The 15,579-nt window shown below is 57.4% G+C and carries 18 protein-coding genes; 6 read left to right on the top strand and 12 right to left on the bottom strand.

The genetic code is table 11. The annotated features are described in order from the left end of the window. Positions 1–2: 2 nt before the first annotated feature. The gene (locus ACR0KW_RS21260) at positions 3–392 is read left to right on the top strand and encodes an ectoine synthase (protein WP_480806791.1); all 390 of its coding nucleotides are present in this window, start codon (positions 3–5) and stop codon (positions 390–392) included. 469 nt (positions 393–861) lie between these two features. Here ACR0KW_RS21260 and ACR0KW_RS21255 read toward each other — a convergent pair whose 3' ends face one another. Continuing rightward, entirely contained in the window at positions 862–1,602 is a 741-nt protein-coding gene (locus ACR0KW_RS21255; protein WP_480806790.1) for an SDR family oxidoreductase, read from the bottom strand. 32 nt (positions 1,603–1,634) lie between these two features. Beyond that, positions 1,635–2,630 (bottom strand): zinc-binding dehydrogenase, encoded by a 996-nt coding sequence (locus ACR0KW_RS21250; protein WP_480806789.1) that lies wholly within the window; start codon positions 2,628–2,630, stop codon positions 1,635–1,637. 91 nt (positions 2,631–2,721) lie between these two features. Here ACR0KW_RS21250 and ACR0KW_RS21245 point away from each other — a divergent pair, with 91 nt between their 5' ends. Further along, positions 2,722–3,558 (top strand): LysR family transcriptional regulator, encoded by an 837-nt coding sequence (locus ACR0KW_RS21245; protein WP_480806788.1) that lies wholly within the window; start codon positions 2,722–2,724, stop codon positions 3,556–3,558. Between the two features lie 2 nt (positions 3,559–3,560). Here the strand turns inward: ACR0KW_RS21245 and ACR0KW_RS21240 are convergent, their stop codons facing one another. The 5 genes from ACR0KW_RS21240 to ACR0KW_RS21220 form a co-directional block, all read right to left on the bottom strand. Next, on the bottom strand, positions 3,561–4,256 hold the full coding sequence (locus tag ACR0KW_RS21240) for an SDR family oxidoreductase (RefSeq protein ID WP_480806787.1): 696 nt from the start codon (positions 4,254–4,256) through the stop codon (positions 3,561–3,563). Between the two features lie 11 nt (positions 4,257–4,267). Beyond that, positions 4,268–4,777: a nuclear transport factor 2 family protein gene (locus ACR0KW_RS21235; RefSeq protein ID WP_480806786.1), complete on the bottom strand. Its 510-nt coding sequence runs from the start codon at positions 4,775–4,777 to the stop codon at positions 4,268–4,270. Positions 4,778–4,838: 61 nt separating this feature from the next. After that, positions 4,839–5,792, bottom strand: a complete 954-nt coding sequence (locus ACR0KW_RS21230; protein WP_480806785.1) for an alpha/beta hydrolase — start codon at positions 5,790–5,792, stop codon at positions 4,839–4,841. A gap of 113 nt (positions 5,793–5,905) precedes the next feature. Continuing rightward, entirely contained in the window at positions 5,906–6,793 is an 888-nt protein-coding gene (locus ACR0KW_RS21225) for a helix-turn-helix domain-containing protein (protein ID WP_480806784.1), read from the bottom strand. Between the two features lie 87 nt (positions 6,794–6,880). After that, complete coding sequence (locus ACR0KW_RS21220; RefSeq protein WP_480806783.1) at positions 6,881–7,777, bottom strand: LysR family transcriptional regulator; 897 nt, start codon at positions 7,775–7,777, stop codon at positions 6,881–6,883. A gap of 142 nt (positions 7,778–7,919) precedes the next feature. Here ACR0KW_RS21220 and ACR0KW_RS21215 point away from each other — a divergent pair, with 142 nt between their 5' ends. The 3 genes from ACR0KW_RS21215 to ACR0KW_RS21205 are packed head-to-tail and all read left to right on the top strand — an operon-like array spanning position 7,920 to position 9,426. Beyond that, on the top strand, positions 7,920–8,414 hold the full coding sequence (locus tag ACR0KW_RS21215) for a nuclear transport factor 2 family protein (protein ID WP_480806782.1): 495 nt from the start codon (positions 7,920–7,922) through the stop codon (positions 8,412–8,414). Between the two features lie 20 nt (positions 8,415–8,434). Continuing rightward, positions 8,435–8,827, top strand: a complete 393-nt coding sequence (locus ACR0KW_RS21210; RefSeq protein ID WP_480806781.1) for a nuclear transport factor 2 family protein — start codon at positions 8,435–8,437, stop codon at positions 8,825–8,827. Then, the gene (locus tag ACR0KW_RS21205) at positions 8,824–9,426 is read left to right on the top strand and encodes an NAD(P)H-dependent oxidoreductase (protein WP_480806780.1); all 603 of its coding nucleotides are present in this window, start codon (positions 8,824–8,826) and stop codon (positions 9,424–9,426) included. Before ACR0KW_RS21210 ends, ACR0KW_RS21205 begins: the two co-directional genes overlap by 4 nt. A gap of 75 nt (positions 9,427–9,501) precedes the next feature. Here ACR0KW_RS21205 and ACR0KW_RS21200 read toward each other — a convergent pair whose 3' ends face one another. The 5 genes from ACR0KW_RS21200 to ACR0KW_RS21180 are packed head-to-tail and all read right to left on the bottom strand — an operon-like array spanning position 9,502 to position 13,075. Beyond that, positions 9,502–10,560, bottom strand: coding sequence for a 2Fe-2S iron-sulfur cluster-binding protein (locus ACR0KW_RS21200; RefSeq protein ID WP_480806779.1), 1,059 nt, complete (start codon positions 10,558–10,560; stop codon positions 9,502–9,504). A gap of 11 nt (positions 10,561–10,571) precedes the next feature. Further along, complete coding sequence (locus tag ACR0KW_RS21195; RefSeq protein WP_480806778.1) at positions 10,572–11,045, bottom strand: hypothetical protein; 474 nt, start codon at positions 11,043–11,045, stop codon at positions 10,572–10,574. Between the two features lie 18 nt (positions 11,046–11,063). Then, on the bottom strand, positions 11,064–12,215 hold the full coding sequence (locus ACR0KW_RS21190; RefSeq protein WP_480806777.1) for an aromatic ring-hydroxylating oxygenase subunit alpha: 1,152 nt from the start codon (positions 12,213–12,215) through the stop codon (positions 11,064–11,066). Positions 12,216–12,224: 9 nt separating this feature from the next. Then, positions 12,225–12,488 carry a hypothetical protein gene (locus ACR0KW_RS21185; protein ID WP_480806776.1) on the bottom strand — a complete coding sequence of 88 codons (264 nt, stop codon included), beginning with the start codon at positions 12,486–12,488 and terminating at the stop codon, positions 12,225–12,227. Further along, positions 12,488–13,075: a TetR/AcrR family transcriptional regulator gene (locus ACR0KW_RS21180; RefSeq protein ID WP_480806775.1), complete on the bottom strand. Its 588-nt coding sequence runs from the start codon at positions 13,073–13,075 to the stop codon at positions 12,488–12,490. The genes ACR0KW_RS21185 and ACR0KW_RS21180 overlap by 1 nt, the downstream gene beginning before the upstream one ends. A gap of 545 nt (positions 13,076–13,620) precedes the next feature. On the opposite strand from ACR0KW_RS21180, the gene ACR0KW_RS21175 reads away from it, so the two are divergent. Beyond that, on the top strand, positions 13,621–15,267 hold the full coding sequence (locus ACR0KW_RS21175) for a hypothetical protein (RefSeq protein ID WP_480806774.1): 1,647 nt from the start codon (positions 13,621–13,623) through the stop codon (positions 15,265–15,267). The last annotated feature ends 312 nt before the right edge of the window (positions 15,268–15,579 follow it).

Genomic DNA, 15,579 nt, shown 5'->3' with positions numbered 1-15,579 from the left:
CAATGATTGTGACGGCGCTGAAAGATATTCTTGGTACGGATCGGGACGTTTCCGGGCCTGGTTGGAACAGCAGAAGGCTGTTGCTGGCGTCAGATGGCATGGGATTTACGCTGATGGATACGGTCATCCAAAAGGACACCGTGCTCAAGCTTGAGTACACCCATCATCTAGAGGCGTGTTATTGTATCGAGGGGCAGGGCCGGATCAGGGTGGCTGGAGATGAAACCTGGCATTCCCTTGAGCCGTTCACTCTCTATGCATTGGATCAACATGACCGGCATGTGGTGCAAGCCACAGGTACTGATCTGCGGCTTGTCTGCGTCTTCAATCCGGCGCTCGGCGGACGGGAAGTGCACCGCGAGGACGGAAGTTATGCACCGGCTGAGCCCTGAAAACTGAGCGGACATTGGTCCAAACGAACTTGCCAAAATCAAATACCGCGCATTCGCGGTTAACAGCGGCTCCAGCGATCTGAACAAATTGCAGGAGCCAAGAGTGTTCGTCGTAATGAATCTACGCACCTGCTCGGTCCGAGGGTGCTCTTTCGAAATGCGCGCCGCTGCAATTGGGGCGACGATATCGACACTGCCATGTTCGGATATCAAATGCGCAGCTGCGGTCTGAATCGTGGCCGGATTTGAGGTTCAGCGTGAGGCACCGCAATTGCGCTTGCGTTCGACCCAATCCGGACACCCTCGCCATGCCACGCTGTTCGGATCAGGCGGCAAGACAGACCGTATCCTCCGCCACCAAACGATTTGCCAATGCTTTGACCAAAGCCAGGCCAAGACCTTGGTTGCCACCTGTCAAAAGGGCAGTTTTGGGCATGTTGCGTTCTTTTCGTTGGGATTGGGTCAGGCATCAATTGCGCACAAGGTGGCCGCCATCCACGTCCAGCACGGCGCCGGTCAAAAACCCGTTTGTCATCGCCATGATCGCAGCTTGCGCGACGTTCTCAGGCTCTCCGACCCGTCGGACAGGCAGGCTACCGGCAACTTGGGCATACATGCCTTCGCGCGCCTCATCCGGCATTGCGGCATAGGCTTCGGTTGCAACCATGCCGGGGCTGATGCTATTCACCCGCGCTCTGCCGGACAGTTCCAGCGCCAACCCTTTCGCCAGGGCCTCGACCGCTGCATTTACTGCGCCCAGACCGGTGGCCCCGGCAGATGGGCGACGGCTGAGAACACCGGAAAAGAACGTGATGGACCCGCCTTGGACCAACACAGGTAACACTTCGCGCGCAGCCACGTAGGGACCGATGAACTTGGCCTCGAACATGGCGCGCAGGTCGTCCGTGGGCAGATCCGTGAACGCCCCATGCGCGACGCTTGAGGCAGAGATCACCAGATGGTCTACCGGTCCCAGCCCACCGGCCCAGGATGTCACACCAGCCTCATCAGTCGTATCCACCGGCGCGATCTGCACCCGGCACCCGATTTCCTCGACTGCCGCCTGTAACTTGACCGAACTGCGGCTGGCGATCGTGACTTTTGCTCCAAGGGCGGCGGCCATCTTTGCGGTTGCCTTTCCCATACCACTGCTGCCACCGACGATGACGATATGCTTGCCTTGCAGGGCGGTCTCGAAAACTGTGCTCACTGCTATGCTCCTTTATTGTCAGGGCGGGTATGTCAGTCGATGCTCAGCACCAGCTTGCCGGTGGTTTCACCTGCTTCCAGACGGCGGTGCGCTTCGGCGGCTTCGGCAATGGGCAAGGTGGTGACCTGCGGGCGCAGAACGCCGGCCTTCAACAGGTCGAACACGATGGCCATATCCGCGCTGAACCGATCAGGGTGGTTGATGAAATAGGTGTAGATGTCGCTGACCCTGGCTGAGACTGACTTCTGGAAATGTTTCGCCAAATCCTCGGCAAAGCTGCCTGTGGGTGGACCCGCAAGGAACCCGAACAGAACCGCCGTGCCTAGCGGAGCCAGTGCGTCGAGGTCGGATTTAAGAGACTCGCCCGAGATCGGGTTCAGCGTCAGATCCACGCCGCGCCCGCCGGTGATCTCCATCACCCGTGCGGTAACATCTTCGGTGCGATAGTCGATGACGTGGTCGGCGCCTTGATCTTTGGCATACCCAACCTTGTCGGTGCTGGCCGAGGCGATCACGGTCATGCCCAGATGCTTGGCTATGTGCAGGGCCATGGTGCCGACACCGCCCGCGGCCGCGTGAACCAGCACGGACTTGCCCGCCGCTGCACCGCCCAGATTGACCAGCATGTGATAGGCGGTCATCGCGTTGACCGGGGTCGCCGCTGCGATTTCAAAACTGATCATGTCAGCCAACGGGGTCACATAGGGCGCACCGATCACGGAATGCGTACCGTAACCGCCCGCACCAATCGGCCCCATCCACGCCACGCGATCGCCCACAGAGATACCCTCGACACCCTCACCTAAGGCTTCGACAATTCCGGCCCCTTCAACACCTGGCACATGAGGCAGATCAGGCACCATCCCCTCGGGCATCTCGCCCCTGCGGATGATCGTGTCGATAAAGTTGACTGCTCCGGCGTGGTTGCGGATCAGGATTTCTTGGGTACCGGAGGCCGGAGCCGCACGGTCGGTTTTGCGCAAAACTTCTGGCCCACCGGTGTGAGTGATTTCAATAGCGAAAGGCATGATGTGTCTCCTTCTGTTGAGCAGAAGGTAGAAGTCCAATCGCAATATGATAATGATTGATTTCAACATAGATCATCCCAAAAATAGGATAATGATCTACAATGACCTTGCCCTGTTTACCGTTGTCGCCAACCACCTCAGCTTTTCCAAGGCCGCGGACCGCTTGGGCATACCGCTCAGCCGGGTCAGCCGCAGGGTTGCAGAGTTAGAGGACCATCTGGGCACCAAACTGTTTGAGCGGACAACCCGCCAAGTCCGCCTGACCGAGGAGGGTCGCCGCCTTCTGGACCGCTGCCATAACCCGATTGAGGCGCTTGAGGGCGTTGCGGGTTTTGCCCACGACACCAGACGTCAAAGCATCCGCATAACGGCACCGCCACTGGCCGCCCGCACGACAATAGGCCCACGCCTGCTGGATTTTGCGGAACAGAACCCGGATGTGGAACTCGAACTGACAACTACAAATGTCATGCTGGACTTCTTTCGCGACAATATCGACCTGGCCTTTCGGGTCGGCCCACTGACTGATTCCAGCCTGATCGCGAAGCGGCTGTGGTCGGTTCCCTACTGCTTTTGCGCTGGTCTGAGTTTCATCCGGGAACGGAGACTAAACTCGCCGGTATCGCGGCAGGACTTTCAAGGCTTGCCCGCACTGACGGCCGGTCAGCCCTGGGTCCTTGAAACCGGGGAAACGCTGCACCCGAAGCATACCGCGCACAGCTTGGCTGACCTTGAAGTCATCGCGCAGGCCGCTCGACGCAACCTAGGCGTTGCAATGCTGCCTCAGGATATGATGGGCGGAGAATTGCAACAGCTTGAGGTCACGGACGCCGTACCACTGACGCGAGACATGTTCGCCGTTTATCCCAGCCGCCGCCTTTTGCCGGCAAGGGTCAGGAAGTTGATTGATTTCATGGTGCCGGGATAGATCTACCAATCAATCGCAACGCCATCGCGAAAGAACCCGCCGGTCGGGCCGTTTTTTGGCAAGGTTGCCGCCCAGACGACACCTTTGGCGCCTTCGGAAACCGGACACCCCCCGCCGCCCATATCCGTGGCCACCCAGCCGGGGCATACGGCGTTAACGAGAATGCCATGTGGTTTCAATTCGGCAGCGGTTTTGATGGTCAGCGCGTTCAGAGCCGCTTTGGAAACGCCATACCCGGGCGTGCCGGCGGACATGCCGGTCAGCGACCCCGCGCCTGAGGACACGTTTACGATCCGAGCGTCCTGTCCGCGTTGCAACAGCGGTACCGCTGCGATGGTGGTCTCCCACGGGCCGAAAAGGTTCGTATCAAACGCACGGCGCACCCGCTCAAGATCGGCGTGGTGGGCCTGTTGGTCCGTGTCGTAATCCACGCCCGCGTTGTTCACCAGAACATCGAGGCGCTCATAAGTAGTTTCAATCAAGAGAACGAAGGCAGCTACGATTGAATCCGGATCGGATACATCCAATTGCAAGGCTTCCGCCCCATGGCCAATCTCCTGTGCAGCAGCCCGCCCTTTTTCCAGATCGCGCGCGCCAACAAGAACTTTAACCCCGTGGTCTTGCGCCAGTTGGCGGGAGACTTCTTTACCGATGCCGCGATTGGCTCCGGTCACGAGTGCGATGCGCTGACTGGTCATGATCTCTTCTCTCACTTCGCTTCGGCCGCGCGTTCGCCGGCAACGGCGACAAGGTTGCGGTCGCCCGTTTCCCAGAGTGCGGTCATGGTCATCGAGGTGACAACCCAACGGTCGTCTGATTTCGCAAGCTCATAATCATAGCGGCCACCCAGGACCCACAAGCCATCGTCAAGGCGATGGGTCGCCGTGAAATCGGCCTGCACGGTGGCGGCTATAGCTGTCAGAGAGGTGATTGAATGGTTGGCCACCATGTGATGCGTGCTGTCGAACCCGGGAAGGAAAGCCGCCCACCCCGCCACAAGGTCATCGGCGGGTTGCGTTGCCCGTTCACCGCCCCAAAGGCTGGTGTAATCAACGGTCACGGTGTCGGCGAAAGCGGTACGCACACGGGTCCAGTCATGGCGATCTGCACCAGCGGCGATATCCGTGATTGTAGTCGAGATGGCGATTTGTTCCTCGGCAAATGCTGCGGTCCCGAGCAGGGTCACGGCTGCAAGGGCAGAGATGAGTTTCCTGTGCATAAGAAGGCTCCGAATGGATGAGGATGGACGCCGAAGGGAACCCCGGCGCCCCGGACAGGGCTTAGTTGGACTGACCAGCGCGGAAATGGTCGGCCACGGTGTCTGCCGCGCGGGTGACATCCTCGGGGTTGTCGTAGAAATCGAACTGAGTGACATCCTCCAGCCATTGCGCCGTCGCTTCGCCCGCAAACCGGGCCAGGAAGGTCTGAACACCCTGCGGGATCGCGGCACTTTCCGAATGGACAATAGCCAGCGGTTTATCCAAACGCTGCGGGTTATCGGCCGGGTGGTAGGTTAGCCAGCCTTCCCAACCCGCATTGTTCCATTTGTCGTCGTATTCCGGGATCGCGCCGCGGTCGGCCTCGTAGTAGTAGCCACCTATCGGCATCAGCACACCTTCGGCACCCTCGGGGCCCGCAGCGGGAATGATCTGACCACCTGCGGCTTCGGCTGCGTGGGACAGCTCGATCAGACTGGCAACGCCTTCTGCGCCACCATAAACCGTCTCGACGATTTCAGCGTTTTGCAGCCAGGGTGCGACAAGGCCGAGGCGCTGAACCAGCGGGTTACCGGATACAGCATCGATCATGTACCCGGCTGATGCGCAAATCCCCAGACCGTTGATGTGATCGGCGTCCACTTCGGGCAGAGTCGCGACGAATGCGATCGCAGCTTTGATGTCCGAGGTCTTGGACGAGGGGCTTTCAACAAAACGTACCTTGTTCGGCAGATCGCCCGATTTACCCCAACCCCGGAAATCGAAGGTGAAGGCGGCAAATCCCCGTTCGGCCATTTCACGGGCATAGTTAGCGGGCATTTGTTCCTGAACCGAGGTCCAGGCCCCTGTTACAACAACAGTCGGCAACGGCGCATCACCGCGTTCTTCTGGCAGGTAAAGCGTGCCGGACAGGGTTGCCCCTTCGTTTTCGAATGTCACGGCACGGGTTTCGACCTGAGCGATGGCGGCTGACGAAGCCAACAAAGCAGCAGCGGTGTTCAGAGCGAGGGTTTTCATGGCGGTATCTCCCAAAGTCTGTCTGGTTGGGCGTAGGCCCGATGACCAAAAAGATACTTTTGGGAAGCCGGACAAACTTGCACCGGACTGCCGCGTTTTTGAAGGATCCTGCTTCAGGCGGCATTCGTTGCGCGGAACGCACGCGGTGTTTGGCCGACCACTTGTTTGAAGCTGCGCGTAAAATGCGCTTGATCGGAAAATCCGCAGGCCAACGCGATGTCCCCCAGAGGTCGGGCCTGATCCTGCATCATCTTCATCGCCTGTTCGATCCGGTAGGCCATGACATACTGCATTGGAGTCGAGCCGAGCGTTTCCTTGAACACCCGCGCGAAATGCGAGGGGCTCATGCCCACCTCAGACGCCATCTGATCTACGGTGATTGTCTGTTCCAACCTGTCCTGCACAAAGGCCAGCACCCGTTGATAATGCTGGGACGAGAAGCGCGCCGACAGCTCAATCTCTTCAGCGCGGCGTTTCCCGTATTTCTGCAGCAGTTTGACCAGAAACACCCGGCTCATCGCTTCGAACATGACAACCGAGGACATATCGTCGGTTTCAAGCGCGTCACGCAGAATGACACCCGCGGCACATAGGTCAGGATCAGAAAACTGCGGCAGATCGTGAAACTGTTCGGGCGCCAGCAGCATCCCAAGCTCGGCCTGGGCAAAGTGCTTCACCTTGTCCGGATGCAAGGTGATGACAATCACGTCGGACTGCCCGTACCAACGCCAGCCCGACCGAACACCTGCAGGCGTCACGATGACCTCATCCTTGCGAAATATGAAATCCCGCAGCCTGCCATCCCGCCAATTCTGAACGCGATGCCCTTTTTCCTGAAGGTTCAAAAGAACATGGTGTTCCGCAAATACGTCTTCCGGCATCCGGTCTGGCTCGGCCCGAAAGTACCGCACCGACATCAACCCCGCCGCCGAAGGGCGCTGCATCGCATCACTGTTGAGCAGCGGTTCTGAAGGGTAGATATCGGCATATTTCAAGGGCAAGTGCGGGCTCCGGCTGAGGGCGAGGACAGCTTTGCAGGTATCGGCATGGCAGACAATGTTCGTGAAATGGCGTTTCCCGGCCCCAGGTCAAAAGCGTTTCTGGCGTTTTAGGTGCTCGATGAACAGCCTCAGGGGCATCATCGACCTGTATTCTCGGGGGAAATACATAAAGATACCCGGAGTTAGCCCCAAATGGTCGTCAAGGACGGCTGTCAGAGATCCCGCATCGATATGTGGGGCGACATAGGCTTTGAACGTATAAGCCAGCCCCAATCCTCTCTTTGCCAAATCGACAGAGGCTGGAAGCGTATTCGTGATCAGATTGCCCCGCACGTCGACAGAGTACTCTCCCTCGCTCGATTGAAAGCTCCATGGTGCAATCTGGCCCGAGGACTGAAATCTGTAGCGAATACAGCTATGCCCAAGAAGATCTCGCGGCGTTTCCGGGGTTCCTTTTAGCGACAGGTAGTCCGGGCTTGCCACAACAGCAAGCGGCAAGGGCTGCGTCAGCCGTACCGCCACCATGTCCTGCGCGACACGATCCCCCAAACGGAACCCGGCATGAAGTTCTTCGCCCAGAATATCCGACAACGCATCGGTTAGCGACAATTCCAGCTCGATCTCGGGGTATTCGGCACAAAACCCATTTAGGTGCGGACCGACAAAAAGGTGATAGGCGAACTCCGGCATCGCCAATTTCAGTGTACCGCGCGCGGCGTGGCCGGTGCTGCGCGCGCTTTCGACAGCTTCGGACAGTTGGTCAAACGCCGGTCCGGCGCCGCGGATCAGGGCGCGCCCGGCCTCGGTCAGGCTGATCGAGCGGGTGGTGCGAATGAAAAGCGCGGTGCCCAATTGATCCTCAAGCGCTTTCAATTGGTGGCTGACGGTCGAAGGCTTGATGCCCAGCGCCTCGGCTGCGGCGCGCAACGATCCATGGCGCGCAATGGCGGTAAAGATTTCAAGCGTTGCAAGTGGCAGGCGCACAGCGTTTCCGGACTTCACAATTATTCGACTTCATACATGAAAGTAGTGATTGATGGGGGAATTATCACGAAACGCAAGGATTATTACCTTCACGGCATCACCGCCCAGAAGGCTGTCGCCAATTTTCCCCGGAGGACACAAGATGAACTCTCTGAACAAAGCTGTTGCCCTCACCGCCACATTGATCGCAGGACAAACTGCCATGGCGGCATCCCCCGAAGACAATATCAAGGTCGTACAGGATTTTTTTGCCGCCTACGGCGCGAATGATCTGGACGGCATCGCCGCCGTGATGGACGAAAACGTCAAATGGCATATCCCCGGTCGCCATCCCTTGTCCGGCACCAAGATCGGCCGTGACGAGGTGCTTGCCTTTTTCGAACAACTCGGTGTCGCCGGGTTCCAAGCTGAACCCATCTATTTCGGTGCGGACGAAACCCACGTGGTTGATATCCACCGCGGCTGGTCGAACGCAGAAGGCAAACCAAATGTCGATACGACATGGGCGCTGGTTTACCGGATCGAAGACGGCAAGATCGTCGAGGCGACCAACATGTCAGCCGATCAGGACTCGGCCAACACGTTTTTCTGGTCGCAATATACTCTGGCCCCGGTGCCCGAGCGACTGGCCAAATAACCGATCACCAGGTGAAACTCATGACCGATTATCCCGAGATACGCACATTCATCGCTGACTGGTTTAGCCGGTTTGACCGGTTGGACCCGATCGAGGCGTTCCTACCAGACCTGCATCCCGATGTGGACTGGGACATGCCCGACGTCGATACCACTCTGACCGGGCATGACCGCATGCGCGATTGGTATGCCGGAGTGCTGCAAACCCTGCAACGCCCGACCGAGCATCACGTCAGCAAGATCGAGATTTCCCCCGGCGCGGCGCAGTTCGAAGTTTTGTTTCGCGCCACGACCATTGCGGGTGAAAAGATCGAAGCGCACGTTCAGGAAAACTGGCGCTTTGACACCCGCCCCGATGGCCATCCCCTGATTACCTTCTACTCCGCGAAGCTCCTGCAAGAGGCAGATACATGAAAACCCTCGTTCTCACCGCCCATCCGGACCTGGGCAAATCACGCATCAACCGCGCCTGGTTCCAAGCTCTCTCGGGTGTGGCCGATGTAACCACCCGCGATCTGACCGCCATCGGCGGCGCCGAGATGCGCTTTGATGTTGAAGCCGAGCAAGCCCTGCTGCTGGCCCATGATCGGATCGTGTTTCAATTTCCGTTTTACTGGTATTCTGCCCCACCGGTGATGAAAGCCTGGATGGATCAGGTTCTGAGCTACGGCTTCGCCTACGGACCGGGCGGTGATCACCTGAAGGGGCGCGAGCTTCTGATCCTCGTCTCGACCGGTGGGCCTGAACACAGCTACCATGCGGGCGGATACAACAATTTTTCGATGGCCGAGTTTCTAAAACCGTTCCAGCAGACGGCGATCTTGGCGGGCATGACCTATCTTCGGCCGTTCGTGGCCCACGGGATGGCCTTGGCGACGCAAGAGCAGATCGATGAAAACGTGCCTCACATGCTGGCATATTTGAGTGATCCCGAGTTGGACCCCAAGGTCAGGCAGGCGCGCTTGCTCAAGCAATTGGTAGACGATCCGTCACTAGCGGCCGCGGTCAGCTGACGTCTGCCGATCCCACAGCGCTCAGAAATGTTTTGACCCGTTTTTCGGCACGTGGGGTCGCTACACTAGCCAAAATCAGTCCTCAAACCTCAAAGCAATGTTCTTTTGCGTGGCAACACTTTGGCAGCACAGAATGAGCCCCTTAGATATATCATCGTCTTCAAGCGCGATCCGGTTCCGCATATGGACGGCTCCTTCGGTTAGGCGGGCCATGCAGGCCCCGCAAACTCCGGACTGGCAACTGAATGGTGGGTTTAACCCTGCTGATCGGGTAGCTTCGAGTAGGGTCTGGCCCTCAGCAACCGGTACGTCATGCCAAACGCCATTCAGCTCAATTTGGGCCGTCGCCGCGATCCCGGATACACTCAGGTCGCTTTCGGTATCCCCGCCAAAGCTCTCCTTGTGAATGCGGTCATCGGGAACGTCCAGGTTTTGCAGCACTGCCCGAAGGTCCGCGTTCATGCTGCCAGGGCCGCAGATCCAGTATTGGGCGTCCTGTGCAACCGGAGGCGTTTCGTCAATTGCGGCCCCGATGGCAGCGGCATCCAACCGCCCCGTGCGCCAGGGGCTGAACCAGCTGAGCAAGGCGGGGTGGGACAGAACATGTCGCAGAGTGAACCGCTGCGGGTATTGCGCCTGTAACTGCTCCAGCTCCTGTCGGAAAATGATGCTGTCGGCGTTTGTGTTGCCAAAGACCAGATGCGCCACGGAATGAGGCTCGTCTGCCAGAACAGCGTTGATCATTGCGTACAATGGCGTGATGCCACTGCCGGCACCAAAGAAATAGTGGGTGCGGCGTTTCAGGGCTCCGGGGTTCAAAGTGAACTGTCCGAAGGGGGGCATGACCTCGACCGTATCCCCCGCCGACAGGGTGTCGCCGATATGGTTCGAGACGATCCCGCCTTTGACGCGTTTGACAGTGATACGCAGCGCGGACCCGGGAGGGTTCGAGATCGTGTAGCTGCGCCGGTGCTCCTCTCCGTTGATCAGAAACCTGACCGTCAGATGCTGCCCGGCTGTCCATTGAAACAGATCGGTCAGGGCCGGAGGGACGTCAAAGGTCACATTGGTGGCCGCGCCTCCGATTTCCGTGCGGATTTCAGATACGGTTAGTGGATGAAAGTCACGTTGCATCGGGATACCCATCATCGGTAGTCGTAAGTCGTGGTCAAAGACCGGATCACCGATCCGCCCAGATAGGATTCAAAGACAAACTCATCGGTCTGAAGCATTTTGCCAGCATATCCCTGCCAATCATAATCGACGTAGGTCACTGCGGTGACGTGTTGGACGCCATCTTCGGATCGTGCAGTGATCTGAGGCGCGGACCGTGTGGTTTCCGTGTACCCTTCTAACGCCTTAGCGAGTTCGGGGTCTTCCGCTTCGGTGATATCGGCGATCTGGTATGAGAAGACATCATCCGCTTGCCCCATGCCATATTTGAGGATGACCCGATGCGTGGCGTCGGGGTGCCAGTTGTCCCATGTGGCCAGCAGGCTTTGTTCGTCTTTGGCCTGCACGATGCGTGCAGCGATGTCCTCAGGCGCGTCTGCCTGCGCCGTCAGCACCAGACCCGAAGCAAGCGCGACACCGATCAGGGTGGCTTGTACTGGTTTCATGATCAGCCTCCGCATAGCTCAGTCGTCCTGCATGAACGCCAGCACCGCTTTCTGGTGCTTTGTGATCGGGCTTTCGCCAACCCCAGCCGGACCGATTTCAAGGTACGGGCTTTTCAAAGACTTCTGCTGTTGTTCGCAGGCATAGATATCCTCGGCCGTGAAATCTCCAGATGCCATCGGGTCGTCTTCACCCGCGGCATCATCCCCGTGGTATTTTGCGCCGCCGAATTCCTTCCAGAAGCCCCAGCTTTTCCACTGTTGTTTCTGAAATGCCCAGTCCGATACGTTCGCCAGTTTCGTTCTGTTCTCGACCCGCGTCAGGTTCGGGGCAAGCGGAGTGATGATGAACAGGTTCCAGCTTTCCTCGCTGGCTCCGATGCCAATGCCGGGAAACAGCATCGGAACCCATGCGCCGACATGCGGTTCGGGGATCGTGCGCGGCATCGGGATGTTGGCTTCGTGGTTCTTTGCATAATCCGCCGACGGGGGTTCCCAAAAGTGATAGTGCGGCCCTTGCCACCCGTATTCGGCCTTGGCGTGGTCATACATATGCAGGGTATTCGAATGCAGATGGCTCAGGTGGTAGACGTCGATGTAGTTCTCAACAACGATCTTCCAGTTGGCCTTGATCTCGTAGGTATTCCGACCTTCCGTATATTCGACCAGTTCTTCGGGCTTGTGAGGGCCTAGGTGAGGTGCCACTGCCCCAAACCACTCAGCCAAGGTCGGCGCGCCCGGGTCGGGGTGTACGAACAACATGCCGCGCCAGACGTCCACGCTGGCCGGCTTTAGGCCAAGGCAGGATTTATCGACACCGTCGGGGAACTCGGACGCCTCATCGGGCACTGAGATCAGATTGCCTTCCAGATCGTAAGTCCAGTCGTGATAAGGGCAAGTCAGCGCCTTCTGCGTTTTGCCGACCGCCCGGATCAATTGAGTACCCCGGTGGCGGCAGATATTGTGAAACGCGCGCAGGCGGTGATCGCGTCCCATCACGATGAACAGGTTGTTCAGGCCCGCCTGAACGGAAAGATAGTGCCCCGGACCTTCGATATCCTCGACCAATCCCGCGAACCTCCAGGTGCGCGAAAAGATCATCTGTTGTTCTCGATCGAACCAGTCTTGTGCGGTGTAAGCCTCGACCGGCAGATGGTGATACATTTTGGTCATCTCAAAACCTCAGGCAAGTAGATGGGCGTATTGGGGAAAAAGGCTGGCGGCGATCATCATCAGACCCAGCGCCGCCCAGAGACCGACGATGGCCCAATACAAGATCGGGTCCTCTGTGCGGTTGATCTCGAAGACCAGAAAGGCCTGCCCGTTCAGAATTGTCGGGACGACCCACCATACAAAGAGCAATCCCCATACCCAGTAGAGACCCAGCGCAGTGGCTGCCAACAGGATGGGTAGAGCGATATAGTTCGCTGTTCTGGCGTGGCTCATTATTTGGTCTCCAAGGTCGAGGCCAGCAAGGAGGCCGCCAGTTTTAATTCGGCGCGCCAAATTGCGGGTGGCTCCAGCGGAGACAAGGCATCCATGCTGACAAAAATTGCCGAGATTCCCTGTGTCACCGCACGAATGCGTGCATCCGACGCATCCGGGGTAGCGCGTTTCAGGATATCCTCAACCACGTCAAAGAATTCCGTGAGGCTGCCCATCAGGTCCTGCCTCAGATCCGGTCGAGCCGGAACAGCCGTCACCAGCGCCTGATAAGCCAGCATCAACCGCGGATCGGTCCCGCTGTCATCGGCAAACAGCGTGTCCACAAGATCAGATGGTGTTGCCCCGCTTGGTAAGGCCTGACGAAGCCCCTCCAGCGATTCAGCGAACCCGGCAACGACATAGTCGGCCAGTGCTGTGATCATCTCATCCTTGTTGCCCAGGTAATGACGTAGAAGCGGGCGTTTGACGCCAGCTTCCTCGGCAATCCGTTCCTGTGTCGCACCTTCGAGCCCGAACCGCGCCACGCATGTGAGGTAACCATCCAGAATCTCATGGGATCTTTGGTCTTTCAGAGAAGGTCTTGGCATTTGGGTCTCATAAATTGTCACAATTGACAAATAACGATTAAACTTACTTTGTCAATGATGACAATTTACTTTCCAACCCATTCCTCAAAACGAAACCTGAAGCGCAAGAGCTTTGGTTGAGAAGCCATGACAGTTTGAATTGTTCGCTGAACGGCTCTTCGAACATTGCGTAGCGGGTGTCCGCTGTCCGGCCTCACAGATTATTCAAACGGGTCACTTCGACATCAAACAAAGTGTAGCGAGGCGCATCGTTAGCTATCTCAGTGGCGCCAATTCAGCGATCCTGACAAACGCTCCCCGTTTTTTAGTTCCACACCCAATCGCGACAAAACACGGTAAGAATGGCGCGGAGGTGATCGCTCGTCGTAGCGGGTTGCAACGCGACGCTAATATTTCAATCAACCGAGCTTGATTTCAATTTTGAACATTGTGGTCTGGGATGCGGCTTGCAACATACCAGTCCCAGCGCAGGCCCTGGCACTCCACCGGTATCGAAAATCGGTCCATTGTGGTAATCTCTTTCCTTATACTGGGGGGATACCATTATGGAATATTATGACCTCGGGACTTATAGCCGAAAAGTTACGACCTCGTCGAAAGAAGCTCAGCTTTGGTTTGACCGGGGCTTGGCATGGACCTACGCGTACAACCACGAAGAAGCGATTGTGTGCTTTCAAAAAGCAGTGACTGCCGATCCAGGCTGCGCAATGGCGCACTGGGGCATCGCGTATTGTATTGGACCGAACTACAACAAGCCTTGGGAAACATTCGAAGAAGACGAGAAGCCTGACTGTATCGCCTTGGCGAAAGCGTCAATCGTTGCTGCTACGTCGTTAAAAGGCCAGCTGACACCCGTTGAACGTGCGCTCATCAAAGCAATTCCAGCGCGTTACCCGGACTCATCTGATATCGAAGATTTCAGCCCCTGGAACGATGCCTTCGCCGATGCGATGCGAAAGGTTCACGCCGAATTCAACCAGGACCTGGATGTCTGTGCGATCCTGGCCGAGTCGATCATGAACCGGACGCCCTGGCAGCTTTGGGATTTGCCGACCGGGAAGCCCGCCGAAGGAGCCGATACGCTTGAGGCCATTTCCGTGCTCGAAAATGCGTTCAATACACTTCCCGGAGCGTGGGCGCACGCAGGACTATTGCATATGTACATTCACCTGATGGAAATGTCACCGCACCCCGAGCGGGCGCTTCGTCACGGCGATGTGCTCAGCACGCTGGTGCCCGAGGCCGGGCATTTGCTGCACATGCCAACCCACATCGACGTTTTGTGCGGAGACTACATGAACGTGGTTCTGCGCAATCACAAAGCCATATTGGCGGATCGGAAGTTTCTACAGCGCGAAGGGCCTGACAACTTCTACTCCGTATATCGGTGCCACAACTATCACTTCAAAATCTACGGAGCGATGTTTCTGGGGCAACCTTCAGCGGCAATCGAGGCAGCCGAAGAGCTGAACGAAACCTTGCCGTCAGACACTCTACGGCCGATGGCTGACTGGTTTGAAGGCTTCATTCCTATGAAGCAGCATGTGCTGATCAGGTTTGGACGCTGGCAAGATATTCTCGATCAGGATCTGCCAGAGGATGAAGAGCTTTACAGCGTGACCCTCGCCATGATGCGGTATGCAAGGACGGTTGCCTTGGCCAACCTGCACAGGATCGCTGACGCCGAGAGTGAAAAAACCAAATTCTATGATGCCCTGGCCAGAGTTCCTGAAACCCGAATGCTGTTCAACAACACATGCCAGGACATTCTGAAGGTCGCCGAGCAAATGATGCTGGGTGAACTAGCCTATCACAAAGGAGAGCACGAAACGGCCTTTGACCATCTTCGAAAGTCGGTCGAGATCGACGATAACCTCCCCTACGACGAGCCCTGGGGGTGGATGCAACCCACCCGTCATGCACTGGGCGCACTTCTTCTTGAACAAGGCCAGATGGAAGAAGCCGAATCCGTTTACCGCGCAGACCTTGGTCTGGATGCAACGCTTAGCCGGGCCTGTCAGCATCCGGGTAACGTCTGGAGCCTGCATGGCCTGCACGAGTGTCTCACTCGACGTGGCGAAACGGTCGAAGCCGCTCACATCAAGTTGCAACTGGACAAGGCCGTCGCGCGCGCCGAGGTGCCAATCAAGGCATCCTGCTATTGCAGGCAGAAAGCGCTGGCAGCTGAATAGTGCCAGGCTGCAAAGCACATCTTTGCTAGGTGGCACCCTGCGCGACCCGAGTTAACTGTAAGTGTGCGCAAAACACTTCGCACACCTACACCGGTGCAGGATGCCGCGAACGCGTTTGCACCGCCTCTCATAAACACTGAGAATTTTCGCCGGTACAAGACGAAGCATGCGAGGCCCACTTCCACGATCAGTTGGTATTGCGTTCCTTGACCTACTGTCTAGATCAGCTTCCATTCCGCCAACTGGCCAGGAACAGTCAGTGACTTTCGACATGCCTACACGCGCTCTTTCACCAAATCTCAAAGAGTTGTC

The sequence above is a fragment of the Ruegeria sp. CG11 genome (genome assembly GCF_056537245.1).
This window is presented reverse-complemented; position numbering and strand designations above follow the sequence as displayed.

What these genes read in the sequence shown, in the direction of transcription:
- ACR0KW_RS21260 (WP_480806791.1), top strand. Translation starts at nt 3, where the DNA reads ATGATTGTGACGGCGCTGAAAGATATTCTTGGTACGGATCGGGACGTT.
- ACR0KW_RS21250 (WP_480806789.1), bottom strand. Translation starts at nt 2,630, where the DNA reads ATGCCTTTCGCTATTGAAATCACTCACACCGGTGGGCCAGAAGTTTTG.
- ACR0KW_RS21245 (WP_480806788.1), top strand. Translation starts at nt 2,722, where the DNA reads ATGATCTACAATGACCTTGCCCTGTTTACCGTTGTCGCCAACCACCTC.
- ACR0KW_RS21240 (WP_480806787.1), bottom strand. Translation starts at nt 4,256, where the DNA reads ATGACCAGTCAGCGCATCGCACTCGTGACCGGAGCCAATCGCGGCATC.
- ACR0KW_RS21235 (WP_480806786.1), bottom strand. Translation starts at nt 4,777, where the DNA reads ATGCACAGGAAACTCATCTCTGCCCTTGCAGCCGTGACCCTGCTCGGG.
- ACR0KW_RS21230 (WP_480806785.1), bottom strand. Translation starts at nt 5,792, where the DNA reads ATGAAAACCCTCGCTCTGAACACCGCTGCTGCTTTGTTGGCTTCGTCA.
- ACR0KW_RS21215 (WP_480806782.1), top strand. Translation starts at nt 7,920, where the DNA reads ATGAACTCTCTGAACAAAGCTGTTGCCCTCACCGCCACATTGATCGCA.
- ACR0KW_RS21210 (WP_480806781.1), top strand. Translation starts at nt 8,435, where the DNA reads ATGACCGATTATCCCGAGATACGCACATTCATCGCTGACTGGTTTAGC.
- ACR0KW_RS21205 (WP_480806780.1), top strand. Translation starts at nt 8,824, where the DNA reads ATGAAAACCCTCGTTCTCACCGCCCATCCGGACCTGGGCAAATCACGC.
- ACR0KW_RS21200 (WP_480806779.1), bottom strand. Translation starts at nt 10,560, where the DNA reads ATGCAACGTGACTTTCATCCACTAACCGTATCTGAAATCCGCACGGAA.
- ACR0KW_RS21195 (WP_480806778.1), bottom strand. Translation starts at nt 11,045, where the DNA reads ATGAAACCAGTACAAGCCACCCTGATCGGTGTCGCGCTTGCTTCGGGT.
- ACR0KW_RS21190 (WP_480806777.1), bottom strand. Translation starts at nt 12,215, where the DNA reads ATGACCAAAATGTATCACCATCTGCCGGTCGAGGCTTACACCGCACAA.
- ACR0KW_RS21185 (WP_480806776.1), bottom strand. Translation starts at nt 12,488, where the DNA reads ATGAGCCACGCCAGAACAGCGAACTATATCGCTCTACCCATCCTGTTG.
- ACR0KW_RS21180 (WP_480806775.1), bottom strand. Translation starts at nt 13,075, where the DNA reads ATGCCAAGACCTTCTCTGAAAGACCAAAGATCCCATGAGATTCTGGAT.
- ACR0KW_RS21175 (WP_480806774.1), top strand. Translation starts at nt 13,621, where the DNA reads ATGGAATATTATGACCTCGGGACTTATAGCCGAAAAGTTACGACCTCG.